Source organism: Micromonospora gifhornensis (assembly GCF_016863515.1).
Lineage (GTDB): Bacteria > Actinomycetota > Actinomycetes > Mycobacteriales > Micromonosporaceae > Micromonospora > Micromonospora gifhornensis.
Genome location: NZ_BOPA01000028.1, coordinates 138,251 through 162,416 on the forward strand (window position 1 = coordinate 138,251; position 24,166 = coordinate 162,416).

21 protein-coding genes are annotated in these 24,166 nt (G+C 70.0%); 2 read left to right on the forward strand and 19 right to left on the reverse strand.

Annotated features, from left to right (window positions below):
• The first annotated feature begins 126 nt into the window (after window positions 1–126).
• Window positions 127–1,938 (forward strand): PhoX family protein, encoded by a 1,812-nt coding sequence (locus Vgi01_RS20800; RefSeq protein ID WP_204292096.1) that lies wholly within the window; start codon window positions 127–129, stop codon window positions 1,936–1,938.
• A 75-nt stretch (window positions 1,939–2,013) separates the two neighbouring features.
• Here the strand turns inward: Vgi01_RS20800 and Vgi01_RS20805 are convergent, their stop codons facing one another.
• Window positions 2,014–2,796 (reverse strand): IclR family transcriptional regulator, encoded by a 783-nt coding sequence (locus tag Vgi01_RS20805; protein ID WP_102657975.1) that lies wholly within the window; start codon window positions 2,794–2,796, stop codon window positions 2,014–2,016.
• Between the two features lie 154 nt (window positions 2,797–2,950).
• Here Vgi01_RS20805 and Vgi01_RS20810 point away from each other — a divergent pair, with 154 nt between their 5' ends.
• Window positions 2,951–4,153 carry an MFS transporter gene (locus Vgi01_RS20810; RefSeq protein ID WP_204292097.1) on the forward strand — a complete coding sequence of 401 codons (1,203 nt, stop codon included), beginning with the start codon at window positions 2,951–2,953 and terminating at the stop codon, window positions 4,151–4,153.
• A gap of 25 nt (window positions 4,154–4,178) precedes the next feature.
• On the opposite strand, the gene Vgi01_RS20815 is transcribed toward Vgi01_RS20810, so the two are convergent.
• From Vgi01_RS20815 to Vgi01_RS20900, 18 genes are all read right to left on the reverse strand, one after another.
• Complete coding sequence (locus tag Vgi01_RS20815; RefSeq protein ID WP_239089092.1) at window positions 4,179–5,246, reverse strand: polyprenyl synthetase family protein; 1,068 nt, start codon at window positions 5,244–5,246, stop codon at window positions 4,179–4,181.
• Window positions 5,247–5,353: 107 nt separating this feature from the next.
• Entirely contained in the window at window positions 5,354–6,904 is a 1,551-nt protein-coding gene (gene nuoN, locus Vgi01_RS20820; RefSeq protein WP_102657956.1) for an NADH-quinone oxidoreductase subunit NuoN, read from the reverse strand.
• A gap of 85 nt (window positions 6,905–6,989) precedes the next feature.
• Window positions 6,990–8,516, reverse strand: coding sequence for an NADH-quinone oxidoreductase subunit M (locus tag Vgi01_RS20825; protein WP_204292099.1), 1,527 nt, complete (start codon window positions 8,514–8,516; stop codon window positions 6,990–6,992).
• Between the two features lie 100 nt (window positions 8,517–8,616).
• Entirely contained in the window at window positions 8,617–10,575 is a 1,959-nt protein-coding gene (gene nuoL / locus Vgi01_RS20830; RefSeq protein WP_204292100.1) for an NADH-quinone oxidoreductase subunit L, read from the reverse strand.
• A gap of 12 nt (window positions 10,576–10,587) precedes the next feature.
• Window positions 10,588–10,905, reverse strand: coding sequence for an NADH-quinone oxidoreductase subunit NuoK (gene nuoK, locus Vgi01_RS20835; RefSeq protein WP_013731028.1), 318 nt, complete (start codon window positions 10,903–10,905; stop codon window positions 10,588–10,590).
• The gene (locus Vgi01_RS20840; RefSeq protein WP_102657959.1) at window positions 10,902–11,672 is read right to left on the reverse strand and encodes an NADH-quinone oxidoreductase subunit J; all 771 of its coding nucleotides are present in this window, start codon (window positions 11,670–11,672) and stop codon (window positions 10,902–10,904) included. Before Vgi01_RS20840 ends, nuoK begins: the two co-directional genes overlap by 4 nt.
• Window positions 11,669–12,310 carry an NADH-quinone oxidoreductase subunit NuoI gene (gene nuoI, locus Vgi01_RS20845; protein WP_102657960.1) on the reverse strand — a complete coding sequence of 214 codons (642 nt, stop codon included), beginning with the start codon at window positions 12,308–12,310 and terminating at the stop codon, window positions 11,669–11,671. Before nuoI ends, Vgi01_RS20840 begins: the two co-directional genes overlap by 4 nt.
• A 1-nt stretch (window position 12,311) precedes the next feature.
• Window positions 12,312–13,658: an NADH-quinone oxidoreductase subunit NuoH gene (gene nuoH, locus Vgi01_RS20850; RefSeq protein WP_204292101.1), complete on the reverse strand. Its 1,347-nt coding sequence runs from the start codon at window positions 13,656–13,658 to the stop codon at window positions 12,312–12,314.
• A complete protein-coding gene (locus Vgi01_RS20855; RefSeq protein ID WP_204292102.1) occupies window positions 13,655–16,150 on the reverse strand; it encodes an NADH-quinone oxidoreductase subunit G in 2,496 nt (831 codons plus the stop codon). The genes nuoH and Vgi01_RS20855 overlap by 4 nt, the downstream gene beginning before the upstream one ends.
• Window positions 16,150–17,466 carry an NADH-quinone oxidoreductase subunit NuoF gene (nuoF, locus tag Vgi01_RS20860; protein ID WP_204292103.1) on the reverse strand — a complete coding sequence of 439 codons (1,317 nt, stop codon included), beginning with the start codon at window positions 17,464–17,466 and terminating at the stop codon, window positions 16,150–16,152. Before nuoF ends, Vgi01_RS20855 begins: the two co-directional genes overlap by 1 nt.
• Entirely contained in the window at window positions 17,463–18,500 is a 1,038-nt protein-coding gene (nuoE, locus tag Vgi01_RS20865) for an NADH-quinone oxidoreductase subunit NuoE (protein ID WP_204292104.1), read from the reverse strand. The genes nuoF and nuoE overlap by 4 nt, the downstream gene beginning before the upstream one ends.
• Window positions 18,497–19,822: an NADH-quinone oxidoreductase subunit D gene (locus tag Vgi01_RS20870; RefSeq protein ID WP_204292105.1), complete on the reverse strand. Its 1,326-nt coding sequence runs from the start codon at window positions 19,820–19,822 to the stop codon at window positions 18,497–18,499. Before Vgi01_RS20870 ends, nuoE begins: the two co-directional genes overlap by 4 nt.
• Window positions 19,819–20,550, reverse strand: coding sequence for an NADH-quinone oxidoreductase subunit C (locus Vgi01_RS20875; RefSeq protein ID WP_204292106.1), 732 nt, complete (start codon window positions 20,548–20,550; stop codon window positions 19,819–19,821). The genes Vgi01_RS20870 and Vgi01_RS20875 overlap by 4 nt, the downstream gene beginning before the upstream one ends.
• The gene (locus tag Vgi01_RS20880) at window positions 20,547–21,224 is read right to left on the reverse strand and encodes a NuoB/complex I 20 kDa subunit family protein (RefSeq protein ID WP_102657964.1); all 678 of its coding nucleotides are present in this window, start codon (window positions 21,222–21,224) and stop codon (window positions 20,547–20,549) included. Before Vgi01_RS20880 ends, Vgi01_RS20875 begins: the two co-directional genes overlap by 4 nt.
• 13 nt (window positions 21,225–21,237) lie before the next feature.
• A complete protein-coding gene (locus Vgi01_RS20885; protein WP_013731018.1) occupies window positions 21,238–21,603 on the reverse strand; it encodes an NADH-quinone oxidoreductase subunit A in 366 nt (121 codons plus the stop codon).
• Between the two features lie 97 nt (window positions 21,604–21,700).
• On the reverse strand, window positions 21,701–22,975 hold the full coding sequence (locus tag Vgi01_RS20890; RefSeq protein ID WP_204292107.1) for a geranylgeranyl reductase family protein: 1,275 nt from the start codon (window positions 22,973–22,975) through the stop codon (window positions 21,701–21,703).
• Window positions 22,976–23,064: 89 nt separating this feature from the next.
• Window positions 23,065–23,280 (reverse strand): hypothetical protein, encoded by a 216-nt coding sequence (locus Vgi01_RS20895; protein ID WP_204292108.1) that lies wholly within the window; start codon window positions 23,278–23,280, stop codon window positions 23,065–23,067.
• 60 nt (window positions 23,281–23,340) lie between these two features.
• A complete protein-coding gene (locus Vgi01_RS20900) occupies window positions 23,341–24,048 on the reverse strand; it encodes a demethylmenaquinone methyltransferase (RefSeq protein ID WP_102657977.1) in 708 nt (235 codons plus the stop codon).
• Window positions 24,049–24,166 lie beyond the last annotated feature (118 nt).

A 24,166-nucleotide genomic window follows, 5' to 3' on the forward strand; every position in this document is an offset into this window, starting at 1 on the left:
CCTCGGTGGCGATTTTCATCGCTGGTTCAGACAGTGGCCGACCCGCGCTCACCGGGCGCACCTAGCGTCCGGCGGGTACGCGCCGGTGGGTTGCGCCGGTGCGCACCGACCCCAGGAGGCTCCCCCATGAGCGACCGTCCCCGGCCGCTGCCGCTACTGGGCACCACCCGCCACGGCAGCCGTGACGCCATGACCTGTCTGTACCGCTGCGCCAACGCCTGCGACCACCCCGTACCCAACACCTCCGACAACCCGTACTTCGGTGATCTCGCCACCCTGGACACCTTCGTGGTGCCCAACGGCTACGACCACGCGGTGCTGATCCGCTGGGGCGACCCGGTGGTGCCCGGTGCCCCCGCCTTCGACCTGCGCAGGCAGACCGCCGCCGCGCAGGCCAGGCAGTTCGGCTACAACAACGACTTCGTCGGCGTGCTGCCGCTGGACAAGGGCGGCAGGCGGGCGCTGCTCGTGGTCAACCACGAGTACACGAACGAGGAGCTGATGTTCCCCGGCTTCACCAGCCAGGAGGCGCTCACCGTCGAGCAGGTCAAGGTGGCGATGGCGGCGCACGGCATGTCGGTGGTCGAGATCGAGCGGGTCGCCGGCACCGGTCAGTGGCGGGTGGCCGGTTCGGGCCGCCGCCCGTACAACCGGCGGGTCGACGCGTTGAGCAGCACCTTCGAGCTGACCGGCCCGGTCGCCGGCTCGTCGCTTGTGAAGACCGCCGCCGACCCGAAGGGCCGTCGGGTGGTCGGCACGCTCAACAACTGCGCCGGTGGGGTGACCCCGTGGGGCACCGTGCTCTCCGGCGAGGAGAACTTCGACCAGTACTTCGTCGGCGGTGACGCCGCGCCGGAGGCCGACAAGCCCCAGCTGGCGCGCTACGGCATCACCACCACCGCCCGCTACCGCAGCGGCAGCCGTCGGTGGGAACGCGTCGCCGACCGCTTCGACCTGGCCAGGCACCCCAACGAGGCCAACCGGCACGGCTGGATCGTGGAGATCGACCCGTACGACCCGGACAGCCGCCCCCGCAAGCACACCGCGCTGGGCCGGTTCAAGCACGAGGGCGCCAACGTCATCGTGGCTCGCAGCGGTCACGTGGTCGTCTACATGGGCGACGACGAGCGCTTCGACTACCTCTACAAGTTCGTCTCCGACAAGAAGTTCATGACGGGTGACTCCTGGGTCGCCCGCAGGCACAACCTGACCCTGTTGGAGTCGGGCACCCTCTACGTCGCCCAGTTCGGCCAGACCAGCGCCGCCGAGATCGACGGCTCCGGCGCGTTGCCCAGCGACGGCGCGTTCAACGGCGACGGCCGCTGGATCAAGCTGGTCAGCGGCAACCGGTCGTACGTGGACGGCATGAGCGCCGCCGAGGTGCTCACCTTCACCCGGCTCGCCGGGGACAGGGTCGGCGCGACCAAGATGGACCGGCCGGAGGACGTCGAGCCGAGCCCGCACACGGGCAAGGTGTATGTGGCGTTGACAAACAACACCAGCCGGGGTGTCGGCAGCAACCCGAAGCCGGACGAGGCCAACCCGCGTACCGCCAACCGGCACGGCCGGATCCTGGAACTGGTGGAGGACCGGTCGGATCACACCGCTGAGACGTTCACCTGGTCACTGCCGATCGTCTGCGGCGACCCGGCGGACCCGTCGACCTACTTCGCCGGATACGACAAGACCAGGGTCTCCCCGATCTCCTGCCCGGAACGCGGCCACCTCAAGCAGTTCCTCACCGTGCCGCGTGGCGCGGAGACCTGCGGGCCGTTCGTCACCGGCGACAACCGCTCCCTCTTCGTCGCCGTGCAGCACCCGGGAGAGACCACCGGTGCCACGGTCGACAACCCGGCCTCCACCTGGCCGGACGGCGACCACGCCAAGCCGGGCGTGGTGGTCACCTGGCGGCTGGACGGCGGACCGGTCGGTAGCTGACCCCGCCCCGGCATCCGCGCCGGCCGCTCCCACGGCCCTCGTCCCACCAGGACGAGGGCCGTCGGGCTGCAGCGGTCAGTTGTCGGTGGCGAGGCTGTCGGCGATCGCGCGGGCGGCGGTGAGCAGCTTCGTCCGGACCACCCGGGCGGAGGTCATCATCTCGCTGGCCGGCAGCGCGCAGGCCAGCACGGTCCGGCGCTCCATGTCCTTGTCCGGGCTGATCAGCACCGCGGCGCACGCCACCCCCTGGCGGAACTGCCCCAGCTCCAGCTGCATGCCACGGCGCTCCCCGGCAGCCAGGTCGGCCTCGAACGCCTCCGGGGTGCTCAACGTGGTGCTGGTGAACGGGCGCATGCCGTACTCCCGCAGGTAGCGGTGGCGTTGTTCGGCGGTGAGCGTGGCGAGCAGGGCCTTGCCGAGAGCTGTCGCGTGCGCGCCCTCGTCGAACCCCGGCACGAGATCCTCCAGGTAGGGCGATCGGTGGCCCTCCGCGACGGCGGTGATGGCCACCTGCCCGCCGACGAACCGGCCGAGGTAGTGACTCCAGCCGGTCTCCAGCGCGACCCGGCGCAGCGTCTCCCCGACCGCCGGCGTACCCCGGAACGCGGCGACCAGCTCGCGATAGCGGTCGGCCACCTCCAGGCCCACGATGTACGTCCCGTCCTCCCGACGGATCACGTAGCCCTCGTACGCGAGGGTCCGCACCAGGTGGTACGTGGTGGCCACGGTCAGCTCGCAGCGTCGGGCTATCTGTTTCACGGTCAGCCCGCGCGGGGCACGACCGACCGACTCGAGCACTCGCAGTGCGCGGGACACGCTCCGGATCAGGTCCGAAGGCTCCGCCAGGGGGTCACGCACAACCACCTCCGCCACCAGGGACTTACACCATATGAAAAAGCGGCCCGAGGCGAAATCCCTGATCGGATGGATGACGCAGGCAATCGGCACACGTGAAGTGATCTCGGTTGCACTTTGTGTCGCCGCGCCGGCGCTCGAATAGGTTGATCTCACCATGCCCGACGCCGCTCCCCTTCCCGACAGCACGGCCACCACCAGGCCGGTCCGAGCCAGCGCGGTGGCCGTCGTGGTGACCATCGCCTGCGTCCTACCGGTCTTCCTGGTCGGCGGCCTCGCCGTGCAGATGCGGGAGGACCTGCACTTCTCACCCGCCGGGCTCGGGCTGGTCGTCGCGGTCTACTTCGGGGTGGGCGCGCTCGCCTCCGTACCGTCCGGGGCTCTGGTGGAGCGTTGGGGCGGTGCCGTGGTGGCCCGCGCCGGCATCCTCGTCTCCGCCTCCTGCCTGCTCGCGGTGGCGGTGCTGGCCCGGTCGTACCCGGTGCTGCTCGCCCTGCTCGCGGTCTCCGGCACCGCGAACGCGCTCGGCCAGCTGTCCAGCAACGTGCTGCTCGCCCGGCACGTGCCGGCACGGCGGCAGGGCCTGTCGTTCGGCATCAAACAGGCCGCCATTCCGGTTTCCACCCTGCTGGCCGGGGCCGCGGTGCCCACCTTCGCCCTCACCGTCGGCTGGCGCTGGGCGTTCGTGGCCGCCGCCGGTGCCGCGCTGGCCACCCTGCCGGCCGTACCCGCGCAGCCGGCGCAACCCGCCCGGCGCTCGGTCCGTGGTGCCGGGCGCGGGACGTTTCCGCTGGTGGTGGTCGGCATCGCCGCGACGCTCGCCGCCGGGGCGGCGGGCGCGCTTGGCACCTTCGTGGTGGACGCGGCAGTCGACCGGGGACTCGAACCTGCGCTGGCCGGGCTGACCCTGACCCTCGGCAGCGCGGCCTGCATCACGGCCCGGGTCGGTCTCGGCTGGCTGGCCGACCGCCGCTCCGGCGGGCACGTCACGATCATCGCCGGCAATCTCGTCGTGGGGGCGATCGGGCTGGCCCTGCTCGCGATGGCCGGTTCAGCCCCGCTGGTGATCGGCGTACTGCTCGGCTTCGCCCTGGGCTGGTCCTGGCCGGGCCTGATGAACTTCGCCGTGGTCCAGCTGCATCCGCAGGCACCGGGGGCCGCCACCTCGATCACCCAGACCGGGGTGTACGCGGGCGGCGCCCTCGGTCCACTGACCCTCGGCCCGCTCGCCGCCGCAGCCGGCTACCCGACGATGTGGCTCACCGCGGCCGCCGCCATGCTCGCCGCCGCCGCCCTGATGCTCACCGCCACCCGCCTGCTGTCCGCCCAGCGCCACCCGGTGGCCACCCGCTCGGCTTGAGAGGTGCCGAACGATCGACGGTGGGTCAGCTGGTGCGGTCGGCGATGTGGTCGCAGAGCGATTCGAGGGCCCGTCGGGCCGGGATCTGCGGCAGCGACGCCAGCTGGGCCCGCGCGTCCTCGGCGTAACTGCGGACGGTCTCCCGGGCGCGCTTGAGCGCCGCGGACTCGCGGAGCAGACCGAGCGCCTCGGCGTGCAGCGCGTCGTCGGTCAACGCGCCGGTGGCCAGGATCTCCCGCAGTCGCACCGAGGCGGCGTCGGTGTCGTCCGCCGCCAGGGCGTAGAGCACCGGCAGCGTCGGCACACCCTCCCGCAGGTCGGTGCCGGGCGTCTTGCCCGACTCCGTGGACTCGCTGGCGATGTCGAGCAGGTCGTCCGAGAGCTGGAACGCCACCCCGATGGTCTCGCCGTAGCCGGCCAGCGCCGCCACGTGCTCCGGAGTCGCCCCGGAGAACAGGCCACCGAAGTGCGCGCTGGTGGCGATCAACGAACCGGTCTTCTCCGCGATCACCCGCAGGTAGTGCGTCACCGGGTCGTCGCCGGCCCGAGGCCCGACGGTCTCGGCGATCTGACCGTGCACCAGTCGGGCGAAGGTGCGTGCCTGCAGGCGTACCGCCTCGGGGCCAAGCTCGGCCGCGACGTCCGCGGCCCGCGCGAAGAGGTAGTCGCCGACCAGGATCGCCACCGAGTTGGTCCAGCGGGAGTTGGCGCTCGGGGCGCCCCGGCGCACCGGCGCCTCGTCCATCACGTCGTCGTGGTAGAGCGTCGCGAGGTGGGTCAGCTCCACCACCACGGCGGCCGACACGATCTCCGCCCGGCTCGGGTCGCCGAACTGCGCGCCCAGCGCCACCAGCAGCGGCCGGAAACGCTTCCCACCGGCGTCCGCCAGGTGGCGGGCGGCCTCGGTCACGAACGGGTCGGCGCTGGCGACGGTTTCCCGCAGTTCCGCCTCTACCGCCTCCAGCAGACCCAGCACGGACTCCTCCGTGCGAGAGTCGGCGAGATGAAGGCCGAGCGCGCCGAACTGACCTGCGCCAAGCCGGTTCCGGCGGGCACCGGAGCCGGTGACACCTGAACCCTCGCCACCCCTGATCGCCACAGCTCCACCATGCCACACGGCCTCTACCTGCACCGGACCGGGGATACGCGGCGAGGGCCGGCCCACAGTCGTGGGCAGGCCCTCGCCAGCAGGGTCAGCAGCTACCGCACGAACTCGGCGGCACCGGAGGCCAGATCCAGCAGCGGGCCCGGCGCGACACCGAGCACCAGGGTGGCGATTACGCCGATCACCAGGGCGGCCGAGGTCAACCCACCGGGCACGGTGACCGTCGGAGTCGACTCACCCGGCTCGGACAGCCACATCATCACCACGACCCGCAGGTACGGGAAGGCCAGCACCATGCTGGTCAGCACACCGGCGATCACCAGCCAGACCTGCCCACCCTCCAGGGCCGGCCCGAACACCGCGAACTTGCTGGTGAAGCCGCTGGTCAGCGGGATGCCGGCGAAGGCCAGCAGGATGAAGGTGAACACCGCCGCGTACAGCGGGGAACGCCGGCCCAGCCCCGCCCACCGGGACAGGTGGGTGGCCTCGCCGTCGGCGTCCCGGACCAGGGTCACCACCGCGAACGCGGCGAGCACCGCGAAGCCGTACGCGACCAGGTAGAACATGGTCCCGGAGAGCCCGTTCGCGCCCGGTGCCAACACGCCGACCAGCAGGTACCCGGCGTTGGCGATGGACGAGTACGCCAGCAGCCGCTTGATGTCGGTCTGGGTCACCGCGAACACCGCGCCGACCAGCATGGTGAGCACCGCCACCACGCCGAGCACCGGAGTGAAGTCCCAGCGCGCACCCTCGAAGGCGACGTGGAACACCCGCAGCAGGGCACCGAACGCGGCCACCTTCGTGCAGGCCGCCATGAAGCCGGTCACCGGCGTCGGAGCGCCCTGGTACACGTCCGGAGTCCAGACGTGGAACGGTGCCGCAGCGGCCTTGAACAGCAGGCCGATCGCCACAAGCGCCATACCGGCGAAGAGCAGCACCGGGCTCTGCGTCGAGTTGGCCACCGCCGCGTGGATGGTGGCGAAGTCGACCCCCGCCGGGCGGTCGCCCAGGCCGGCGGTGAAGCCGTACAGCAGGGCCAGGCCGAACAGGAAGAAGGCCGAGGCGTACGCGCCGAGCAGGAAGTACTTCATCGCCGCTTCCTGGCTCAGGATGCGGCGGCGGCGGGCCAGCGCACAGAGCAGGTAGAGCGGCAGCGAGAAGACCTCGAGCGCGATGAACATGGTCAGCAGGTCGTTCGCCGAAACGAAGATCAGCATGCCGCCGATGGCGAAGGTGACAAGCGGGTACACCTCGCCGGCACCGCCGGCGCGCTGCGCCTGCCGCCGGTCGTCCGGCGAGTCGGCGGTGATGGCGGCCTGGGCGACGAACGCGCCACCACGCTCGATCGCCCGCTCACCGATCAGCAGCAACGCCACCGCCGAGAGCACCAGGATTCCGCCCTGGAGGAACAGCGTCGGCCCGTCGATGGCGATCACCCCGATGGTGATCAGCCGCTTGTCGGCGTTGAACACCACCATGGTCAGCGCGGCGAGCACCGCCAGCAGCGCCAGCGGCAGCTGGATGGGGTGCCGCAGGCGGCGAGGCACGAACGCCTCGACCAGCACCCCGACCACCGCCGCGCCCATCATGATCAGGATCGGCGCGAGTGCCGCGTAGTCGATCGGCGGCAGTTCAAACTCGTTCACCAGACCAGCCTTTCGTTCGCGACTGCGGTACTCCGCTGCGCTGCGTTCCTCGCGCTCACCGAACCAGCAAGCTCACTCCTCGCGCTCACCGGGCGGCCTCCTGCACTGCCGTCGGAGCCGGGTCGGTCCGGCCGACGTCCTCCATCGTCGCCTGGATGGCGGGGTTGATCACGTCCGTGACCGGCTTGGGGTAGAAGCCGAGCAGCACGATCAGCGCGATAAGCGGCGCGACCACGAACTTCTCGCGGAGGTTCAGGTCCCGCTTCATCCCGTCGATCTCGGTGAGCGCCGGGTTGAGCGTGCCCTGCGTGGTGCGCTGCACCATCCAGAGCACGTACGCGGCGGCCAGGATGATGCCGAGCGTGGCGATCACCGCCACCGGCTTGTTCACCGTGAACGTGCCGATCAGCACCAGGAACTCGGAGACGAACGGCGCGGTGCCGGGCAGCGCCAGCGAGGCGAGACCTGCGAAGAAGAGCACCCCGGCCAGCACCGGAACCAGCTTGCCGGCACCACCGAAGTCGCTGATCAACGCCGAGCCCCGGCGGGCGACCAGCATGCCGACCACCAGGAAGAGCAGACCGGTGGCGAGCCCGTGGTTGACCATGTAGAGCACCGCACCCGTACCGGCCTGGGTGGTGAAGGCGAAGATGCCGACGCCGATGAAGCCGAAGTGCGCGATCGAGGTGTACGACACAAGTCGCTTCAGGTCGTTCTGACCCACCGCCAGCAGCGCGGCGTAGATGATGCCGATCACCGCGATGGCCAGCGCCCAGGGCGCGAACCACTGCGCCGCGTCCGGGAACAGCGGCAGGCAGTAGCGCAGGATGCCGAAGGTGCCCACCTTGTCCAGCACGCCGACGAGCAGGGCGGCGGCACCGGCCGGCGCCGCACCACCGGCGTCCGGCAGCCAGGTGTGGAACGGGAAGAACGGTGCCTTGATCGCGAAGGCGATGAAGAACCCGAGGAACAGCCAGCGCTCCGCGCCGGTGGAGATGTCCACCTCGGACAGCGCCACCCAGTCGAAGGTCTTGCCGCCGACCACCCACAGGCCGATCACCGCGGCCAGCATGAACAGACCGCCGACCAGGGAGTAGAGGAAGAACTTGACCGCCGCGTACTGCCGCTGGTGGCCGCCGTAGCTGCCGATCAGGAAGTACATCGGCACCAGCATGACCTCGAAGAACACGTAGAACAGGAAGACGTCGGCGGCAGCGAAGACACCGAGCATCGTGCATTCGAGGACCAGCAGCAGCGCGAAGTAGGCAGGTACCGACCGCTTCGAGGATTCGGCGTCGTGCCAGGAGGCCAGGATCACCAGCGGCACCAGCACCGCGATCAGCATCAGCATGACAAGCGCGATGCCGTCGGCGGCGAAGGTGAAGTTGACACCCCAGTTGGGAATCCACGGGTACGACTCGCGGAACTGGAAGCGCTGGCCGTCGACCTGCCAGGTCACCCACATGACGATCGACAGCGCCAGCACCAGCAGAGACCAGCCGAGCGCGACCTGCTTGGCCAGCGTCGGCCGGCTACGCGGCAGGAGGGCGACCACCACTGCGCCGACCAGCGGCGCCACGGTGAGCACCGAGAGGAACGGGAAGTCGGACATTATGCGGCCTTACCTCCGTCGTCGAAGCGCGGTCCGCCGGCGACGGCCGCCTGGGAGAGTGTCGGGAAAGCCGCGCGGTTTCCCGACCCCTGAAGGTCGATCACGCGAACCACCCCGCCTGGACGGCCAGGAAGGCGGCCACCACCAGCAGCGCACCGGTCAGGATCGAGGTGGCGTACGACCGGACGAAGCCGGTCTGCATCCGCCGCAGGCGACTCGAACCGCCGCCGACACCGGCAGCCAGACCGTTCACCAGCCCGTCGATCCCCCGGTTGTCCAGGTAGACCAGCGCCCGGGTGAGGAAGATGCCCGGCTTCTCGAAGACCGCCTCGTTGACCGTGTCGGTGTAGAGGTTCTTGCGAGCGGCGGTGACAAGCACCCCGGCCGGCTGCGGCTCGATGGCCGTACCGCCCCGGAACAGGAACCAACCGAGCAGGGCACCGAGCACGGTGACGCCCAGCGACAGCGCGACGATCGCCCAGTGCGGCAGCACCGCGTCGTGGTGCGCCTCGCCCGCGCTCAGCCCGGCGGTGGCGGTCAGCCAGTCCGGCACCGAGGTGGCCAGCAGCCAACCCGCGCCGAGGGAGCCGATGCCGAGCAGGATCAGCGGGATGGTCATCAGCGGCGGGGACTCGTGCGGGTGCTCGATGTCCGTGGTCCACCGCTTCGGCCCGTGGAAGGTGAGCATGAACAGCCGGGTCATGTAGAAGGCGGTAAGCGCGGCACCGAGTACCGCGGCCCCACCGAACAGCCAGGCGGTCCAGCCCTCCCGCTCGAAGGCGGCGGCGATGATCGGCTCCTTGGAGAAGTACCCGGAGAACGGGAACATGCCGATGATGGCCAGCCAGCCCGCACCGAAGGTCAACCAGGTGATCTTCATGTACTTGGAGAGGCCACCGAAGCGGCGGATGTCCACCTGGTCCTTCATGCCGTGCATGACCGAGCCGGCACCGAGGAACATGTTGGCCTTGAAGAAGCCGTGCGCCAGCAGGTGCACGATGGCCAGCGCGTACGCCGCGCCACCCAGGCCGACGCCGAGGAACATGTAGCCGATCTGGCTCACCGTCGACCAGGCCAGCACCCGCTTGATGTCGTCCTTGGCGCAGCCGATGATCGCGCCCATCACCAGGGTCAGCGCACCGACGCTCACCACCACCAGTTGCAGGGTGGTGTTGACCGAGAAGATGATGTTGGATCGGGCGATCAGGTAGACGCCCGCGGTGACCATCGTCGCGGCGTGGATGAGCGCCGACACCGGGGTCGGGCCCTCCATCGCGTCCGGCAACCACGCCTGCAGCGGGAACTGACCGGACTTACCGGCCGCACCGAGCAGCAGGAGCAGGCCGAGCACCAGCACGGTGCCACCGGCCAGCGCGCCGACGCCGTTGAAGACCTCGTCGTACTGGGTGGTGCCGAGTGTGGCGAACATGATGAAGATGGCGATGGCCAGACCGGCGTCACCGACCCGGTTCATCAGGAACGCCTTCTTACCGGCGGTGGCAGCGGCCGGCTTGGTGTACCAGAAGGAGATCAGCAGGTACGACGCCAGACCGACGCCCTCCCAGCCGAAGTACAGCATCACGTAGTTGTTGCCGAGGACCAGCAGCAGCATGGCCGCGACGAACAGGTTGAAGTAGGCGAAGAACCGCCGCCGACCCGGGTCGTGCGCCATGTACTCGACCGCGTACAGGTGGATCAGGAGACCCACGCCGGTGATCAGCAGGACGAAGACACCGGCCAGCGGGTCGAAGAGCAGGCCGAAGTCGACGTGCAGGCCGCCGACCGCGATGAAGTCCCAGAGGCTCAGCTCGACCGACTTGTTCTCCAGGCCGCGCAGACCGAGGAAGTAGCTCAACCCGAGCACGAACGCCGCGCCGATGGCGGCGACGCCGAGCCAGTGTCCCCAACGGTCGGCCCGCCGCCCGAGCAGCAGCAGCACCGCCGCGCTGAGCAGCGGGATCGCCACCAGCAGCCAGACGCTGCTCAGCAGGCCGTCGGCCGTCGCGTACGAGACCGTCTCGGCCGGAGCAGCCTGGGCGTACGTCAGAATTTCGTCCACCGGTGGGCCCCTCTAGTACTTCAGCAGGTTGGCGTCGTCGACGCTGGCGGAGCGCCGGGTGCGGAAGATCGCCATGATGATGGCCAACCCGACCACGACCTCGGCCGCCGCCACCACCATCACGAAGAACGCCATGATCTGGCCGTTGAGGTCACCGTTCATCCGGCTGAAGGTGACCAACGCCAGGTTGGCCGCGTTGAGCATCAGCTCGACACACATGAACAGCACGATCGCGTTGCGCCGGACCAGCACCCCGGCCGCGCCGATGGTGAACAGCACCGCGGCGAGGACCAGGTAGTAGTTCGGCTCGACCGAGAAGAAGTCACTCATTTCTCAGTGCCCTTCAGGGTGGTCTCCTCGGCGGTCAGTTCGCGGACCGGCAGGATGTCCGGCGTGCTCCGGTCGCTGAGTCGCCCGTCCGGCAGGCGGGCCGGGGTGGCGACCGACGAGGAGGTGGCGAAGACACCCGGGCCGGGCTTCGGGCCGGGGTAGTTGCCGGGCGTGAAGCGCGCCTTCATGGTGGCCACCTGGTCGCGCCGGTCCTCCTTGCGCCGCTCGACGTGCGCCAGGATCATGCCGCCGATGGTGGCGGTGATCAGCAGCGCCGCGGTGAGCTCGAACGCGAAGACGTAGTCGGTGAACAGCAGCCGGGCGATGCTCTGTACGTTGCCGCCGGCGTTGGCCTGCTCCAGGCCGACCGCCTCGGTGCCCTGGGTGGCCCGGTAGGTGCCGCTGCCGAGCAGGGCGGCGAAGCCGACGCCGAGCCCGATCGCGGCGATCCGCTGACCGCGTAGTACCTCGATCAGCGAGTCGGAGGCATCCCGGCCGACAAGCATTAGTACGAACAGGAAGAGCATCATGATCGCGCCGGTGTAGACGATGATCTGCACCATGCCGATGAACGGCCCCGCCTGGAGCACGTAGAACACGCCCAGGCTGAGCATGGTCAGCACCAGCCAGAGCGCCGAGTGCACCGCGTTGCGCGCCGCGATCATGCCGATCGCGCCGGCCAACGCGAGCGGGGCGAGGATCCAGAAGGTCACCGCCTCCCCGCCGGAGACCGCCCCCGCGGCGGCGAGCACCGTCGACGTGGTCATGCCGTCTCTCCCTTTTCCGCCGCAGCTCGCTGGGCGGCCTGCTCGGCACCGGGGAACGTGACGCCCGGGTGCTCGTCCACCTGGTAGCGGCCCGGCCCCATCGGCGAGCGCTCGGCACCGGCCGAGGTACCCGGGTTCGTCAGGCTGCCGACGTAGTAGTCCTTCTCGCTGTCGCCCAGGCGCATCGGGTGCGGCGGCTGCTCCATCCCTTCGAGCAGGGGCGCGAGCAACTGCTCCTTGGTGAAGATCAGGTCCTGCCGGTTGTCCCGGGCCAGCTCGTACTCGTTGCTCATGGTGAGCGAACGGGTCGGGCATGCCTCGATGCACAGTCCGCAGAAGATGCACCGCGCGTAGTTGATCTGGTAGACGCTGGCGTACCGCTCACCCGGCGAGAACCGCTGCTCGTCGGTGTTGTCGCCACCCTCGACGTAGATCGCGTCCGCCGGGCAGGCCCAGGCGCACAGCTCACAGCCGATGCACTTCTCCAGCCCGTCCGGGTGCCGGTTGAGGATGTGCCGCCCGTGGTAACGGGGGGCCGGCGTCGGCGGGGTGAACGGGTAGTCGGTGGTGACGACCTTCTTGAACATGTGCGAGAAGGTGACCCCGAAGCCCTTGAACGTTCCGGTGATCGCGCCCACGTCACACCTCCTCAGAGTCCTGGCCGGCGGGGACGTTGGCCGGCTCCCGCTCGGCGACCATGCGCCGGGTGCGCGGGCTCGGTGGTACCTGCAGGTCCATCGGGGGCAGCGGGAAGCTGCCCTGCGGCCGGTTCTCGACCTGCTCGGCGACGGTCGGCTTCTGCTCCGGCTTGCGGTTCGGCCAGAACAGGGCGGCGATCAGTGCGATACCGCCGAGGATGCCGAACACCACCAGCCGGTCGTTGCGCTCCCAGTCCTGCACCTTGAGCCAGGTGGCCAGGAAGACGATCCAGACCAGGCTGACCGGGATGAGGACCTTCCAGCCGAGGCGCATGAGCTGGTCGTAGCGCAGCCGGGGCAGCGTGCCACGCAGCCAGACGAAGACGAAGACCAGCAGGATGACCTTGGCGAAGAACCAGAGCAGCGGCCACCAACCGGAGTTGGCACCCGACCAGATGCTGATCGGCCACGGCGCGTACCAGCCGCCGAGGAAGAGCGTCACGGTGAACGCCGACATGGCCACCATCGCGACGTACTCGCTGAGCATGATCAGCGCGAACTTCAGCGAGCTGTACTCGGTCATGAAGCCCGCCACCAGCTCCGACTCCGCCTCGGGCATGTCGAAGGGCGGCCGGTTGGTCTCACCGACGATGGAGATGAAGAAGACCACGAAGCTCGGGAAGAGCAGCAGTGCGAACCAGCCCGGGCCGGGAAGCTCGGCGCCGAACAGGTTGAGCGTGACGCCCTGCCCCTGCGCGGCCACGATCTCGCTCGTGGACATCGTGCCGGCGAGCATGAAGACCGCCACGATGGACAGACCCAGCGACACCTCGTACGAGATCAGCTGGGCGGTGGAGCGCAGACCACCGAGCAGCGGGTAGGTCGAACCGGAGGCCCAACCGGCGAGCACGATGCCGTACACCGCCATCGACGACAGGGCCAGCACCACAAGCACCGACACCGACACGTCGGTGACCTGCAGCGGCGTCTGGTGGCCGAAGATGCTCACCATCGGACCGAACGGGATCACCGAGAGCATGGTGACCGCGCAGATCATCGAAATGGCCGGGGCGATGAAGTAGATGACCTTGTCGGCGGCCTTCGGGAGGATGTCCTCCTTGAATGCCATCTTCAGACCGTCGGCGAGGGTCTGGAGCAGACCGAAGGGGCCCAGCTGGTTCGGGCCGGGCCGCACCGCCATCCGCCCCACGACCCGTCGCTCGAACCAGACACCGAGCAGCGTGCCGAGCAGTGCGACGACGAAGGCAAAGACGATCTTGCCAAGGACCAGCCACCACGGGTCGTGACCGAAGTCGGAAAGCGACGGTGGCTGAGCGATCGGGATCATGCGACACCCCCGGAGGAGTTGAGGAGCGGGCCCGGACGGCCGGCCGCGTCGGCGGCGACCGACTCGGTCGTGCCGGGCGCGGAGATCCGCACCACTGCGCCGGAGGTCGCGCCCAGGCTGCGCCGCACGGTCGCGCCGGGCGAGTTGGTGGGCAGCCAGACCACCCCGTCCGGCATCTCGGTGATCGCCGCCGGCAGGGTCAACGCCCCCCGGTCGGTGCCCACCGTCACCGGGTCGCCGTCGGCGACACCGAGCGCGTCGGCGGTGCCCTTGCCCAGCCGGACCACCGGCGGACGGGCGGTGCCACCCAGGTGCTCGTCACCGTCGGTGAGGCTGCCCAGGTCGATCAGCTGGTGCCAGGTCGACAGGACCGCCTCGCCGGCACCCGGCTGCGGCACCGCGCTCGGCGTGACCGACGGGGCGCCCGGCCGGGTCGTCCTGGTCTGCGGCAGTCCACCCAGCTCGCGGCGGACGCTCAGCACGTCCCCGGTGCCCAACCGCACGTCCAGCTGCGCGGCGAGCGCGTCGAGCACCCGACCGTCGGTCATCGCGGCCGTGGTCAGCACCGCGTCGAACGGACGCAGCCGACCCTCCCAGTCCAGGAAGCTGCCGGCCTTCTCGACCACCGGCGCGACCGGCAGGACGACGTCCGCCCGGCGGGTCACCGCAGTGGCCCGCAGCTCCAGGCTGACCAGGAACGGCACCGCGTCCAGGGCCTGCTCGGCCAGCCGCGGGTCGGCCAGGTCGGCCGGGTCGACGCCGGCCACCACCAGGGCACCGAGCTGACCCGCCGCGGCGGCGGCGAGGATGCCGTCGGTGTCCCGACCGGCCTGGCTCGGGATCACCCCGGCCGGGATGTCCCAGGCCTCACCCAGCTCGGCGCGGGCGGCCGGCTCGGTGACCAGACGCCCACCGGGCAGCAGGTTGGGCAGGCAGCCGGTGTCCACCGCGCCACGGTCACCCGCGCGCCGCGGCACCCAGGCCAGCTTCGCGCCGGTACGCGCGGCCACCTCGGCGGCGGCGGAGAGACCACCCGGCACGCTGGCCAGTCGCTCGCCGACGATCAGGATCGCGCCCTCGGCGCTGAGCGCCTCGGTGACCGTCGCGTGCTCGGCGAGCACCCCGGCCTCCTCGCCCGGCACCACCCGGGCCAGCTTGGCACCGAGCTTCTCCAGGCCGCGGGTGGCGAACGGGGCGATCGCGTACACCTTGAGCTTGTTCTTCAGGTACGCCTTGCGCAGGCGCAGGAAGAGGATCGGGCACTCCTCCTCCGGCTCCAGGCCGACCAGCACCACCGCCGGGGCCTTCTCGACGTCGGCGTAGGTGACGTCGGTGCTGCCGGCGACCGTGCTGGCCAGGAAGTCGGCCTCCTCGCGGGAGACCGGCCGGGCGCGGAAGTCGATGTCGTTTGTGTGCAGCGCGACCCGGGCGAACTTCGCGTACGCGTAGGCGTCCTCGACGGTCAGCCGGCCGCCGGTGAGCACCGCCGAACCCTGGCCACCGTCACGGGCGGCCCGCAGACCCTCGGCGGCGACGCGCAGCGCCTCGCTCCAGGAAGCCTCCCGCAGCTCACCGGTGCTCTGGTCGCGGACCAGCGGGGTGGTGAGCCGGTCGGTGGCCCGGGCGTACTGGAAGCCCCAGCGGCCCTTGTCGCAGTTCCACTCCTCGTTGACCTGCGGGTCGTCGCCGGCCAGCCGGCGCAGCACCTTGCCGCGCCGCCAGTCGGTGCGCTGGGCGCAGCCGGCCGAGCAGTGCTCGCAGACGCTGGGCGTGGAGACCAGGTCGAACGGGCGGGCGCGGAAGCGGTACTGGGTGCCGGTCAGCGCACCGACCGGGCAGATCTGCACGGTGTTGCCGGAGAAGTACGAGTTGAACGGGACGTCCCCGGAGTCGCCCTCCTCACCGTACGCCTCGTCCCGGTAGATGTTGATCTCCTCGGCGGAGGAGCGGTTCATCAGGTCGATGAACTTGTCGCCGGCGATCTCCTCGGAGAACCGGGTGCAGCGCTGGCAGAGCACGCACCGCTCGCGGTCGAGCAGCACCTGGGTGCTGATCGGCAGCGGCTTCGGGTACTCCCGCTTGTGCTCGTGGAACCGGGAGTCGGTGCGCCCGGTCGACATGGCCTGGTTCTGCAGCGGGCACTCGCCACCCTTGTCGCACATCGGGCAGTCGAGCGGGTGGTTGAGCAGTAGCAGCTCCATGACCCCCTCCTGCGCCTTCTTGGCGACCGGGGAGGTGAGCTGGGTACGCACCACCATGCCCTCGGCCACCGTCTGGGTGCAGGAGGCGACGGGCTTGCGCTGCCCCTCCACCTCCACCAGGCACTGCCGGCAGGCGCCGGCCGGGGCCAGCAGCGGGTGGTCGCAGAACCGGGGGATCTCGGTGCCGATCTGCTCGGCCACCCGGATCAGCAGCGCACCCTTGGGGGCGGTGACCTCGACACCGTCGATGGTGAGGGTGACCGTCTCGGTCGACTTCGCTACGTCCGTCATTAGTGGGCTCCCACCAACTGCTTGTCGGACAACTTCGGCGCAGTCCGGCCCTCGATGTAGTCGAGGTAGTCCTGCTTGAAGTACTTCAGGGACGAGGTCACCGAGCTGGTGGCACCGTCACCCAGGCCACAGAACGAGCGACCGAGGATGTTGTCGCAGGTGTCGAGCAGGGTGTCCAGGTCGTCGTGGGTGCCCTGACCGGCCAGGATGCGGCGGTAGACCCGCACCATCCAGTAGTTGCCCTCCCGGCACGGGGTGCACTTGCCGCACGACTCGTGGTGGTAGAACTCCAGCCACCGGTAGGTCGCGTAGACCGGGCAGTCCTGGTCGGAGAAGATCTGGGTGGCCGTGGTGCCGAGGATCGACCCGGCTGCCGCGACGCCCTCGAAGTCCATCGGCACGTCCAGGTGCTCGGCGGTGAGCAGCGGCGTCGACGAGCCACCCGGGGTCCAGAACTTCAGGTTGTGCCCCGGCTGCATCCCACCGGCCAGCTCGATCAGCTCGCGCAGCGTGATGCCGAGGCCGCACTCGTACTGGCCGGGGTTGGCGATCCGGCCGGAGAGCGAGTAGATCATCGGGCCGGCGGACTTCTCCGTGCCCATCGACTTCCACCAGTCCGCGCCGCCGAGCACGATGTACGGCACGCTGGCGATGGTGCCGACGTTGTTGACCACCGTGGGGCTGGCGTACAGGCCGTGGGTGGCCGGGAACGGCGGACGCAGCCGAGGCTGGCCGCGGAAGCCCTCCAGCGAGTCGAGCAGCGCCGTCTCCTCGCCGCAGATGTACGCCCCGGCGCCGGAGTGCACCACCAGTTCCAGGTCGAAGCCGCTGCCCAGGATGTTCTTTCCCAGGTAGCCCTTGGCCTTCACCTCTTCGACGGCGTTGCGCAGCCGACGCGCGGCGTGCACCGCCTCGCCCCGGATGTAGATGTAGGCCCGGCTGGCCCGGATCGCGTACGACGCGATGATCACGCCCTCGACCAGCGAGTGCGGGTCGTGCGTCATCAGCGGCAGGTCCTTGCAGGTGCCCGGCTCGCCCTCGTCGGCGTTCACCACGAGGTAGTGCGGCTTGCCGTCACCCTGCGGAATGAAGCCCCACTTGAGACCGGTCGGGAAGCCCGCGCCGCCACGGCCGCGCAGCCCGGAGTCCTTGACCAGCTGGATCAGGTCGTCCGGGTGGGCCTTGAGCGCCTTGCGCAGCGCCGCGTAGCCGTCGAGCTTCTCGTAGGTGCCGATCTGCCAGGCGTCGGGCGACAGCCAGCGCTTGGTCAGCACCGGCGTCAGCTTGGCCAGGGTCTCCGGCCGAGGCGTGGTCACTTCTGACCCCCCTTGTCGTTCGCGGAGCCACGGCCGGTGGACTCCGCTTCACTGAGGTTGCGCTCCTGCGCCTCGGCGTCGTCGCCGGCGGGCTTGGCGTCGCTGGCCGGCTTGTTGGCCGCCACACCGGCCGCCTCCGCCGCCTGGGCGTCCCGCGGCCCGGGTGCCGCACCGTCGGTCGGGACCTTCGTGCCGGGTGCGTCCGGCACGGCGGTCTTCGCGTCCGGCTGGCGGGTCTCGGCTGTACGCACCTGCGGCGACTTGCGGTCGGGAGCCGCGACGTCGGGTGCGGTGGTCCCGGTCGGTGCCGCCTTCGGCGGGGTGGCCGGGGCCGGCTTGTCACCGGCCTTGCTGCTGCGGATCGGGGTGTTCGGGTCGAAGCCCGGTGCCGCCACACCGTGCTGCTGCGCCAGCCGCAGGCCGCGCAACGAAGGCTCGCCCGGCACGCCGTCGGCGACCGCGCCCTCGCGCTCGTCGGCGAACCCGGCGAGCTGGACCGACATCTCCTTGAGGGTGCAGAGGCGGGCGCCCCGGCTCGGCGTGGGCCGGTTGCCGGCCCGCAGCTCGTCGACCAGGCCCACCGCGCCCTGCGGGTCGACTCCGTCGAAGAAGTCGTAGTTGACGGTCATCACCGGGCCGTAGTCGCAGGCCGCCAGGCACTCGGCGTGCTCCAGCGTGATCTTGCCGTCCTCGGTGGTCTCGTCGTGCCCGACGCCCAGGTGCTCGGCGAGGGTGTCGTAGACCTCCTGGCCACCGAGCACGTTGCACATCGTGTTCGTGCAGACGCTGACCAGGTAGTCGCCGGTGGGCCGGCGCTTGTACATGGTGTAGAAGCTGGCGACCGCGCCGACCTGGGCCTTGTTCAGGCCGAGGACCTCGGCGCAGAACGCCACACCGGCCGGGGAGACGTAGCCCTCCTCGGACTGCACCAGGTGCAGCAGGGGCAGCAGGGCCGAGCGCGACCGGTCGGCCGGGTAGCGGGCGATGATCTCCCGCGCCCGGGCCCGGGTCTCGTCGGTGAAGACCGTAGTCACCGGTCACAACCTCCCATCACGGGGTCCAGCGAAGCGCCGCCGGCGATCACGTCGGCGATCAGGCCGCCCTCGGCCATCGCCGGCAGGGCTTGGAGGTTGACGAAACTCGGCTCCCGGTAGTGCACCCGGTACGGCCGGGTGCCACCGTCGGAGACCGCGTGCACGCCCAGCTCGCCACGGGGCGACTCGACCGCCACGTAGACCTGCCCCGGCGGCACCCGGAAGCCCTCCGTCACCAGCTTGAAGTGGTGGATCAGGGACTCCATCGACTGCCCCATGATCTTGGCGACATGCTCCAGCGAGTTGCCCATGCCGTCGACACCGATGGCCAGCTGCGCCGGCCAGGCGATCTTCTTGTCCGCCACCATCACCGGGCCGGGCTTGAGCCGGTCGACCGCCTGCTCAATGATCTTGAGCGACTCGCGCATCTCGGCCATCCGGACCAGGTAGCGGCCCCAGACGTCACCGTCGGCGTGCGTCGGCACGTCGAACTCGTACGTCTCGTAGCCGCAGTAGGGCATCGTCTTGCGCAGGTCCCAGGCCAGGCCCGCGGAACGCAGCACCGGGCCGGTGACGCCCAGCGCCACGCAGCCGGTCACGTCGAGCACCGCGACGTTGCGCGTCCGCTCCAGCCAGATCGGCTGACCGGAGAGCAGGTCCTCGTACTCCTTGAGCCGCTTCGGCAGAAGCTTGAGGAAGTCGCCGATCTTGACGATCGCCTCGTCCGGCACGTCCTGGGCGACACCGCCCGGCCGGACGTACGCGTGGTTCATCCGCAGCCCGGTGATCAGCTCGAAGATCTCCAGGATGTACTCGCGCTCCCGGAAGCCGTAGAGCATCATGTTGATCGCGCCGAGCTCCATGGCCGTGGTGGCCACCCAGACCAGGTGCGAGGAGATCCGGTTCAGCTCCATCATGAGCACCCGGATGGTGTTGGCCCGCTCGGTCACGTCGTCGGTGATGCCGAGCAGCTTCTCCACCGCGAGCGCGTACGCCGTCTCGTTGAAGATCGGCGAGAGGTAGTCCATCCGGGTCACGAAGGTGGAACCCTGGACCCAGTTGCGGTACTCCAGGTTCTTCTCGATGCCGGTGTGCAGGTAGCCGATGACCGAGCGGGCCTCCCGGACCGTCTCGCCCTCCAGCTCCAGGACCAGCCGGAGCACGCCGTGCGTGGACGGGTGCTGCGGACCCATGTTGACGACGATGCGACCCTCGTTGATCGGGTCGACCCCCGACACCACGTCGTCCCAGTCCCCGCCGGTGACGTTGAAGACGCGACCCTCGGTGGTCTCGCGTTCGGTGGCGTAGTTGGAAGCGCTCACTGGTACGACCTCCGCTTGTCGGGCGGCGGGATCTCGGCGCCCTTGTACTCCACGGGCACACCGCCGAGGGGGTAGTCCTTACGCTGCGGGTGACCCTCCCAGTCGTCCGGCATGAGGATCCGGGTCAGCGCCGGGTGACCGTCGAAGATGACGCCGAACATGTCGTACGCCTCCCGCTCCTGCCAGTCGGCCGTCGGGTAGACGGCGGTGACACTCGGCAGGTGCGGCTCCTCGGCGGAGACCGCGACCTCCAACCGGACCCGCCGGCGGTAGGTCATCGAGGTCAGCAGGTAGACCACGTGCAGCCGACGGTCGTCGGCGCCGAGGTAGTCCACCCCGGAGACCGAGGAGCAGAGCTCGAAACGCAGCGCCGGGTCGTCCCGCATCACCTGGCAGACCTCGGCGATGCGCTCCGGCCGGATGTGCAGGGTCAGCTCGCCACGGTCGACCACCACGTGCTCGATCGCCTCGCCGAAGGCCGGGTACGCCTCCTCCAGCGCGTCACGGACCTCGTCGAAGTAGCCACCGTACGGCCGGGGCGAATCCTCGATGGTGCGCTGCGGCCGGACCAGGCCACCGAAACCGGAGACGTCACCGCTGCCCTGGTTGCCGAACATGCCCCGGCCGGCCGGTGCCGACGGAGGAAGCTCGGCGGGAGCGCCACTTGTCGCCCCGGCCGGCGTCACCGGAACCGGTACGCCGCCGGTGCTCGGCTTGGAGTCAGTCACTTGATCCCCCGGTACGGCTGGAGGTGGTTCTGGGCCTTCATCCAGTTCTCGATCCGCAGCTGCTCCTCGCGGCCCTCACGGACAGCCTTCGTCCACTCGGCCCGCCGGGCCTTGTCGCTGCGGTACGACGACGGCATCGAGCCGTACGGCACCACCGGCACGTCACCGCGTGCCTCGCGGGCGGCGAGCATCTTGCGACCGTTCGCCCCGAGCGGCTCGTGGCCGATCTTCTCGCGCAGCTTGAGCACCGCGTCGATGAGCATCTCCGGCCGCGGCGGGCAGCCGGGCAGGTACATGTCGACCGGTACGACGTGGTCGACGCCCTGCACGATGGCGTAGTTGTTGAACATGCCGCCGCTGCTGGCGCAGACGCCCATGGAGAGCACCCAGCGGGGCTCGGCCATCTGGTCGTAGATCTGGCGCAGCACCGGGGCCATCTTCTGACTGACCCGGCCGGCGACGATCATCAGGTCCGCCTGGCGCGGCGAGGCCCGGAAGACCTCCATGCCCCAGCGGCCCATGTCGTAGTGCGGCCCACCGGCGGCCATCATCTCGATCGCGCAGCAGGCCAGGCCGAACGTGGCGCCCCAGACCGAGGACTTGCGCGACCAGTTGACCAGCTTCTCCACCGAGGTGAGCAGGACACCGGCGGGAAGTTTTTCCTCGATACCCATCTGGGTTCCTCCCTCAGTCCCAGTCCAGGCCGCCGCGACGCCACTCGTAGGCGTACGCGACGAAGACCGCACCGATGAACACGAACATGGCCACGAGCCCGAACACCGGTAGGGCGTCGAAAGAGACGGCCCACGGGTAAAGGAAGATCATTTCCACATCGAAGACGATGAACAGCATCGCCGTCAGATAGAACTTGACCGGAAAGCGGCTGCCACCGATCGGCTGCGGGCTAGGCTCGATTCCACACTCGTAGGCTTCGAGCTTGGCTCGGTTGTAGCGCCGAGGCCCGGTGAACCGGGTGGCGACCGTCGAGAACAGCGCGAAGGCCGCGGCAAGGGCGAACAGCCCGATGATGGGTACGTAAGGCGAGAGCGACATATTCTTCTCCTGCTCGTCCTTCCCTGCCCTCGTTCGTTGGCGAAATTCACACTATTCACATCCCACCCGACGCCCTCCGGCGGGGTGGCCTTGCGTCCTAGACCGCTGGCGCGACCCGGGTCATCGCATTGATCACCCGGTCCATCGCGTCACCGCCCCGGGGGTCCGTGAGGTTGGCCAGCAGCTTGAGCACGAAGCGCATCAGCGTCGGGTGCGGCATGCCATGCTTCGTCGCCACCCGCATGACCTCCGGGCGGCCGATCAGCTTCACGAAGATCCCGCCGAGCCGGTAGTAGCCGCCGAAGCGCGTCCTGAGCTCCTGCGGGTAGGCCATCAACGCCCGCTCCCGCTCGGCACCGGCCGGTCGGGCCAGCGCCTGCGCCGCGACCTCCGCGGCCAGTTCGCCGGACTCCATCGCGTACGCGATGCCTTCGCCGTTGAAGGGGTTGACCATGCCGCCGGAGTCGCCGACGAGCATGACGCCACGGGTGTAGTGCGGCACCCGGTTGAAGCCCATCGGCAGCGCCGCGCCGAGGGTCGGCCCTTCGGCGTTCGCCTCGTCGGTCATGCCCCACTCCGGTGGGGTGTTGGCCAACCAGTCGGTGAGCAGCCGTCGGTAGTTGGTCTTGCCGAAGGCCGAGGAGGAGTTCAGGATGCCCAGCCCGACGTTGACCCGACCGTCACCGAGGCCGAAGATCCAGCCGTACCCGGGCAGCAGTTCGCCGGTGCCCTTGGCCCGCAGTTCCAGCCACGACTCCAGGTAGTCGTCGTCGTGCCGGACCTCGGAGCGGTAGTAGCGGCGCACCGCCACGCCGATCGGACGGTCCTCGCGCTTGGCAAGCCCCAGCGCGAGGGGGAACCGACCGGAGACGCCGTCGGCGGCGACCACCAGCGGCGCGTGGAAGGTGGCGGGGGCCTTGTCCGGGCCGGTCTCGGCCTCGACGCCGATCACCCGGCCGTTGTCGTCCAGCACCGGGCCGATGACGTTGACGCTGGTGCGCAGGTCGGCACCGGCGGAGACCGCCCGCTTGGCGAGCAGGTCGTCGAAGTCGAGGCGGGTACGCACCAGGCCGTAGTTCGGGAAGCTGGCCAGATCCGGCCAGTCGAGTTCCAGTCGGACGCCGCCACCGATGACCCGCAGGCCGCGGTTGTGCAGCCAACCGGCCTCGGGCGAGGTGTCCACACCCATGCGGATCAGTTGGCGCACCGCGCGGGGGGTCAGCCCGTCACCGCAGACCTTCTCCCGAGGGAACTCGGTCTTCTCCAGCAGCAGCACGCGTACGCCGTGCCGAGCCAGGTGGTAAGCGGTCGCCGAGCCACCGGGACCGGCGCCCACGACGATCACGTCGGCGTCGTTCTCCACCGCAGTCATTTGCGCCTCCTCCCCGCGTGCTCGTGAAATGCTTCACAAGCCAGCCGAGACGAGTCTAGGACTGTGGCCGTACGCTCGGTTTGTTAGGGCTACCTAACTCGTGAAACCGGACTGGCCGCGTCGAGACCAGCCCGGATCGTCTCCGGCAGGTGCTCGCGCAGGGCGCCTCCGGCGGCCCGGTCCAGGGCCGCCAGCACCTCGGACACCACCTGCCGCACCTCCGCCGGATCCGCGCCGGCCAGATCCCGCAGCTGCTCCACCAACTCGGCGGCGTCGCCGTCGGCGACATCCCTCGGATCCGTCATGCCGGCCAGCCTAAGCCGCAAATCAGGGCGAATGACCGATTTTCTCCTAAATATCGCCAATCATTGCCGAATGCCGCGATGCAGGGCCACCACACCACCGGTCAGGTTGCGCCAGGCCACCCGACCCCAGCCGGCCGCCTGCACCCGGGCGGCCAGGGCCGCCTGATCGGGCCAGGCCCGGATCGACTCGGCAAGGTAGACGTACGCGTCGGGGTTGCTGGAGACGGTCCGCGCCACCGCCGGCAGCGACCGCATCAGGTACGACAGGTAGACCGTACGGAAGGCGGGGTTCACCGGAGTGCTGAACTCGCACACCACCAGCCGGCCACCCGGACGGGTCACCCGCGCCAGTTCGCGCAACGCGGCGTCGGTGTCGTTGACGTTGCGCAACGCGAAGGAGATCGTCACCGCGTCGAAGCTGGCGTCGGCGAACGGCAACCGCAGCGCGTCCCCGGCCAGCAGCGGCACCTGCGGCCGGGTGCGCTTGCCGGCGTAGAGCATGCCGAGCGACAGGTCGGCACCGACCGCGTACGCCCCGGAGTGGGAAAGCTCCTCGGTGGAGACCCCGGTGCCCGCGCCCACGTCGAGCACCCGCTCCCCTGGGCGCAGGTCGAGCGCGGCGCGGGTGGCCCGCCGCCAGAACCGGTCCTGGCCGAAGGAGAGGACGGTGTTGGTCAGGTCGTAGCGGGCCGCGACCCCGTCGAACATCGCGGCGACCTCGTGCGGCTGCTTGTCCAGGCTGGCGCGCCGGCCCTGCGGGATGCTCACCCCTCCACTCTGCCAGCCCGGTCCGCGACGGCTGGCGGCGAGGTCACCGGCGAACACAGTGAGGGCGAGGTGGTTGCCCACCCCGCCCTCACTGCCGTGCGTTATGTGAACGGCCCGC

Excerpts from the sequence above, each read along its gene's own strand:
- Vgi01_RS20800 (WP_204292096.1), top strand. The coding sequence starts at position 127 with ATGAGCGACCGTCCCCGGCCGCTGCCGCTACTGGGCACCACCCGCCAC.
- Vgi01_RS20810 (WP_204292097.1), top strand. The coding sequence starts at position 2,951 with ATGCCCGACGCCGCTCCCCTTCCCGACAGCACGGCCACCACCAGGCCG.
- Vgi01_RS20825 (WP_204292099.1), bottom strand. The coding sequence starts at position 8,516 with ATGTCCGACTTCCCGTTCCTCTCGGTGCTCACCGTGGCGCCGCTGGTC.
- nuoK (WP_013731028.1), bottom strand. The coding sequence starts at position 10,905 with ATGAGTGACTTCTTCTCGGTCGAGCCGAACTACTACCTGGTCCTCGCC.
- Vgi01_RS20840 (WP_102657959.1), bottom strand. The coding sequence starts at position 11,672 with ATGACCACGTCGACGGTGCTCGCCGCCGCGGGGGCGGTCTCCGGCGGG.
- nuoH (WP_204292101.1), bottom strand. The coding sequence starts at position 13,658 with ATGATCCCGATCGCTCAGCCACCGTCGCTTTCCGACTTCGGTCACGAC.
- Vgi01_RS20855 (WP_204292102.1), bottom strand. The coding sequence starts at position 16,150 with ATGACGGACGTAGCGAAGTCGACCGAGACGGTCACCCTCACCATCGAC.
- Vgi01_RS20880 (WP_102657964.1), bottom strand. The coding sequence starts at position 21,224 with ATGGGTATCGAGGAAAAACTTCCCGCCGGTGTCCTGCTCACCTCGGTG.
- Vgi01_RS20885 (WP_013731018.1), bottom strand. The coding sequence starts at position 21,603 with ATGTCGCTCTCGCCTTACGTACCCATCATCGGGCTGTTCGCCCTTGCC.
- Vgi01_RS20890 (WP_204292107.1), bottom strand. The coding sequence starts at position 22,975 with ATGACTGCGGTGGAGAACGACGCCGACGTGATCGTCGTGGGCGCCGGT.
- Vgi01_RS20895 (WP_204292108.1), bottom strand. The coding sequence starts at position 23,280 with ATGACGGATCCGAGGGATGTCGCCGACGGCGACGCCGCCGAGTTGGTG.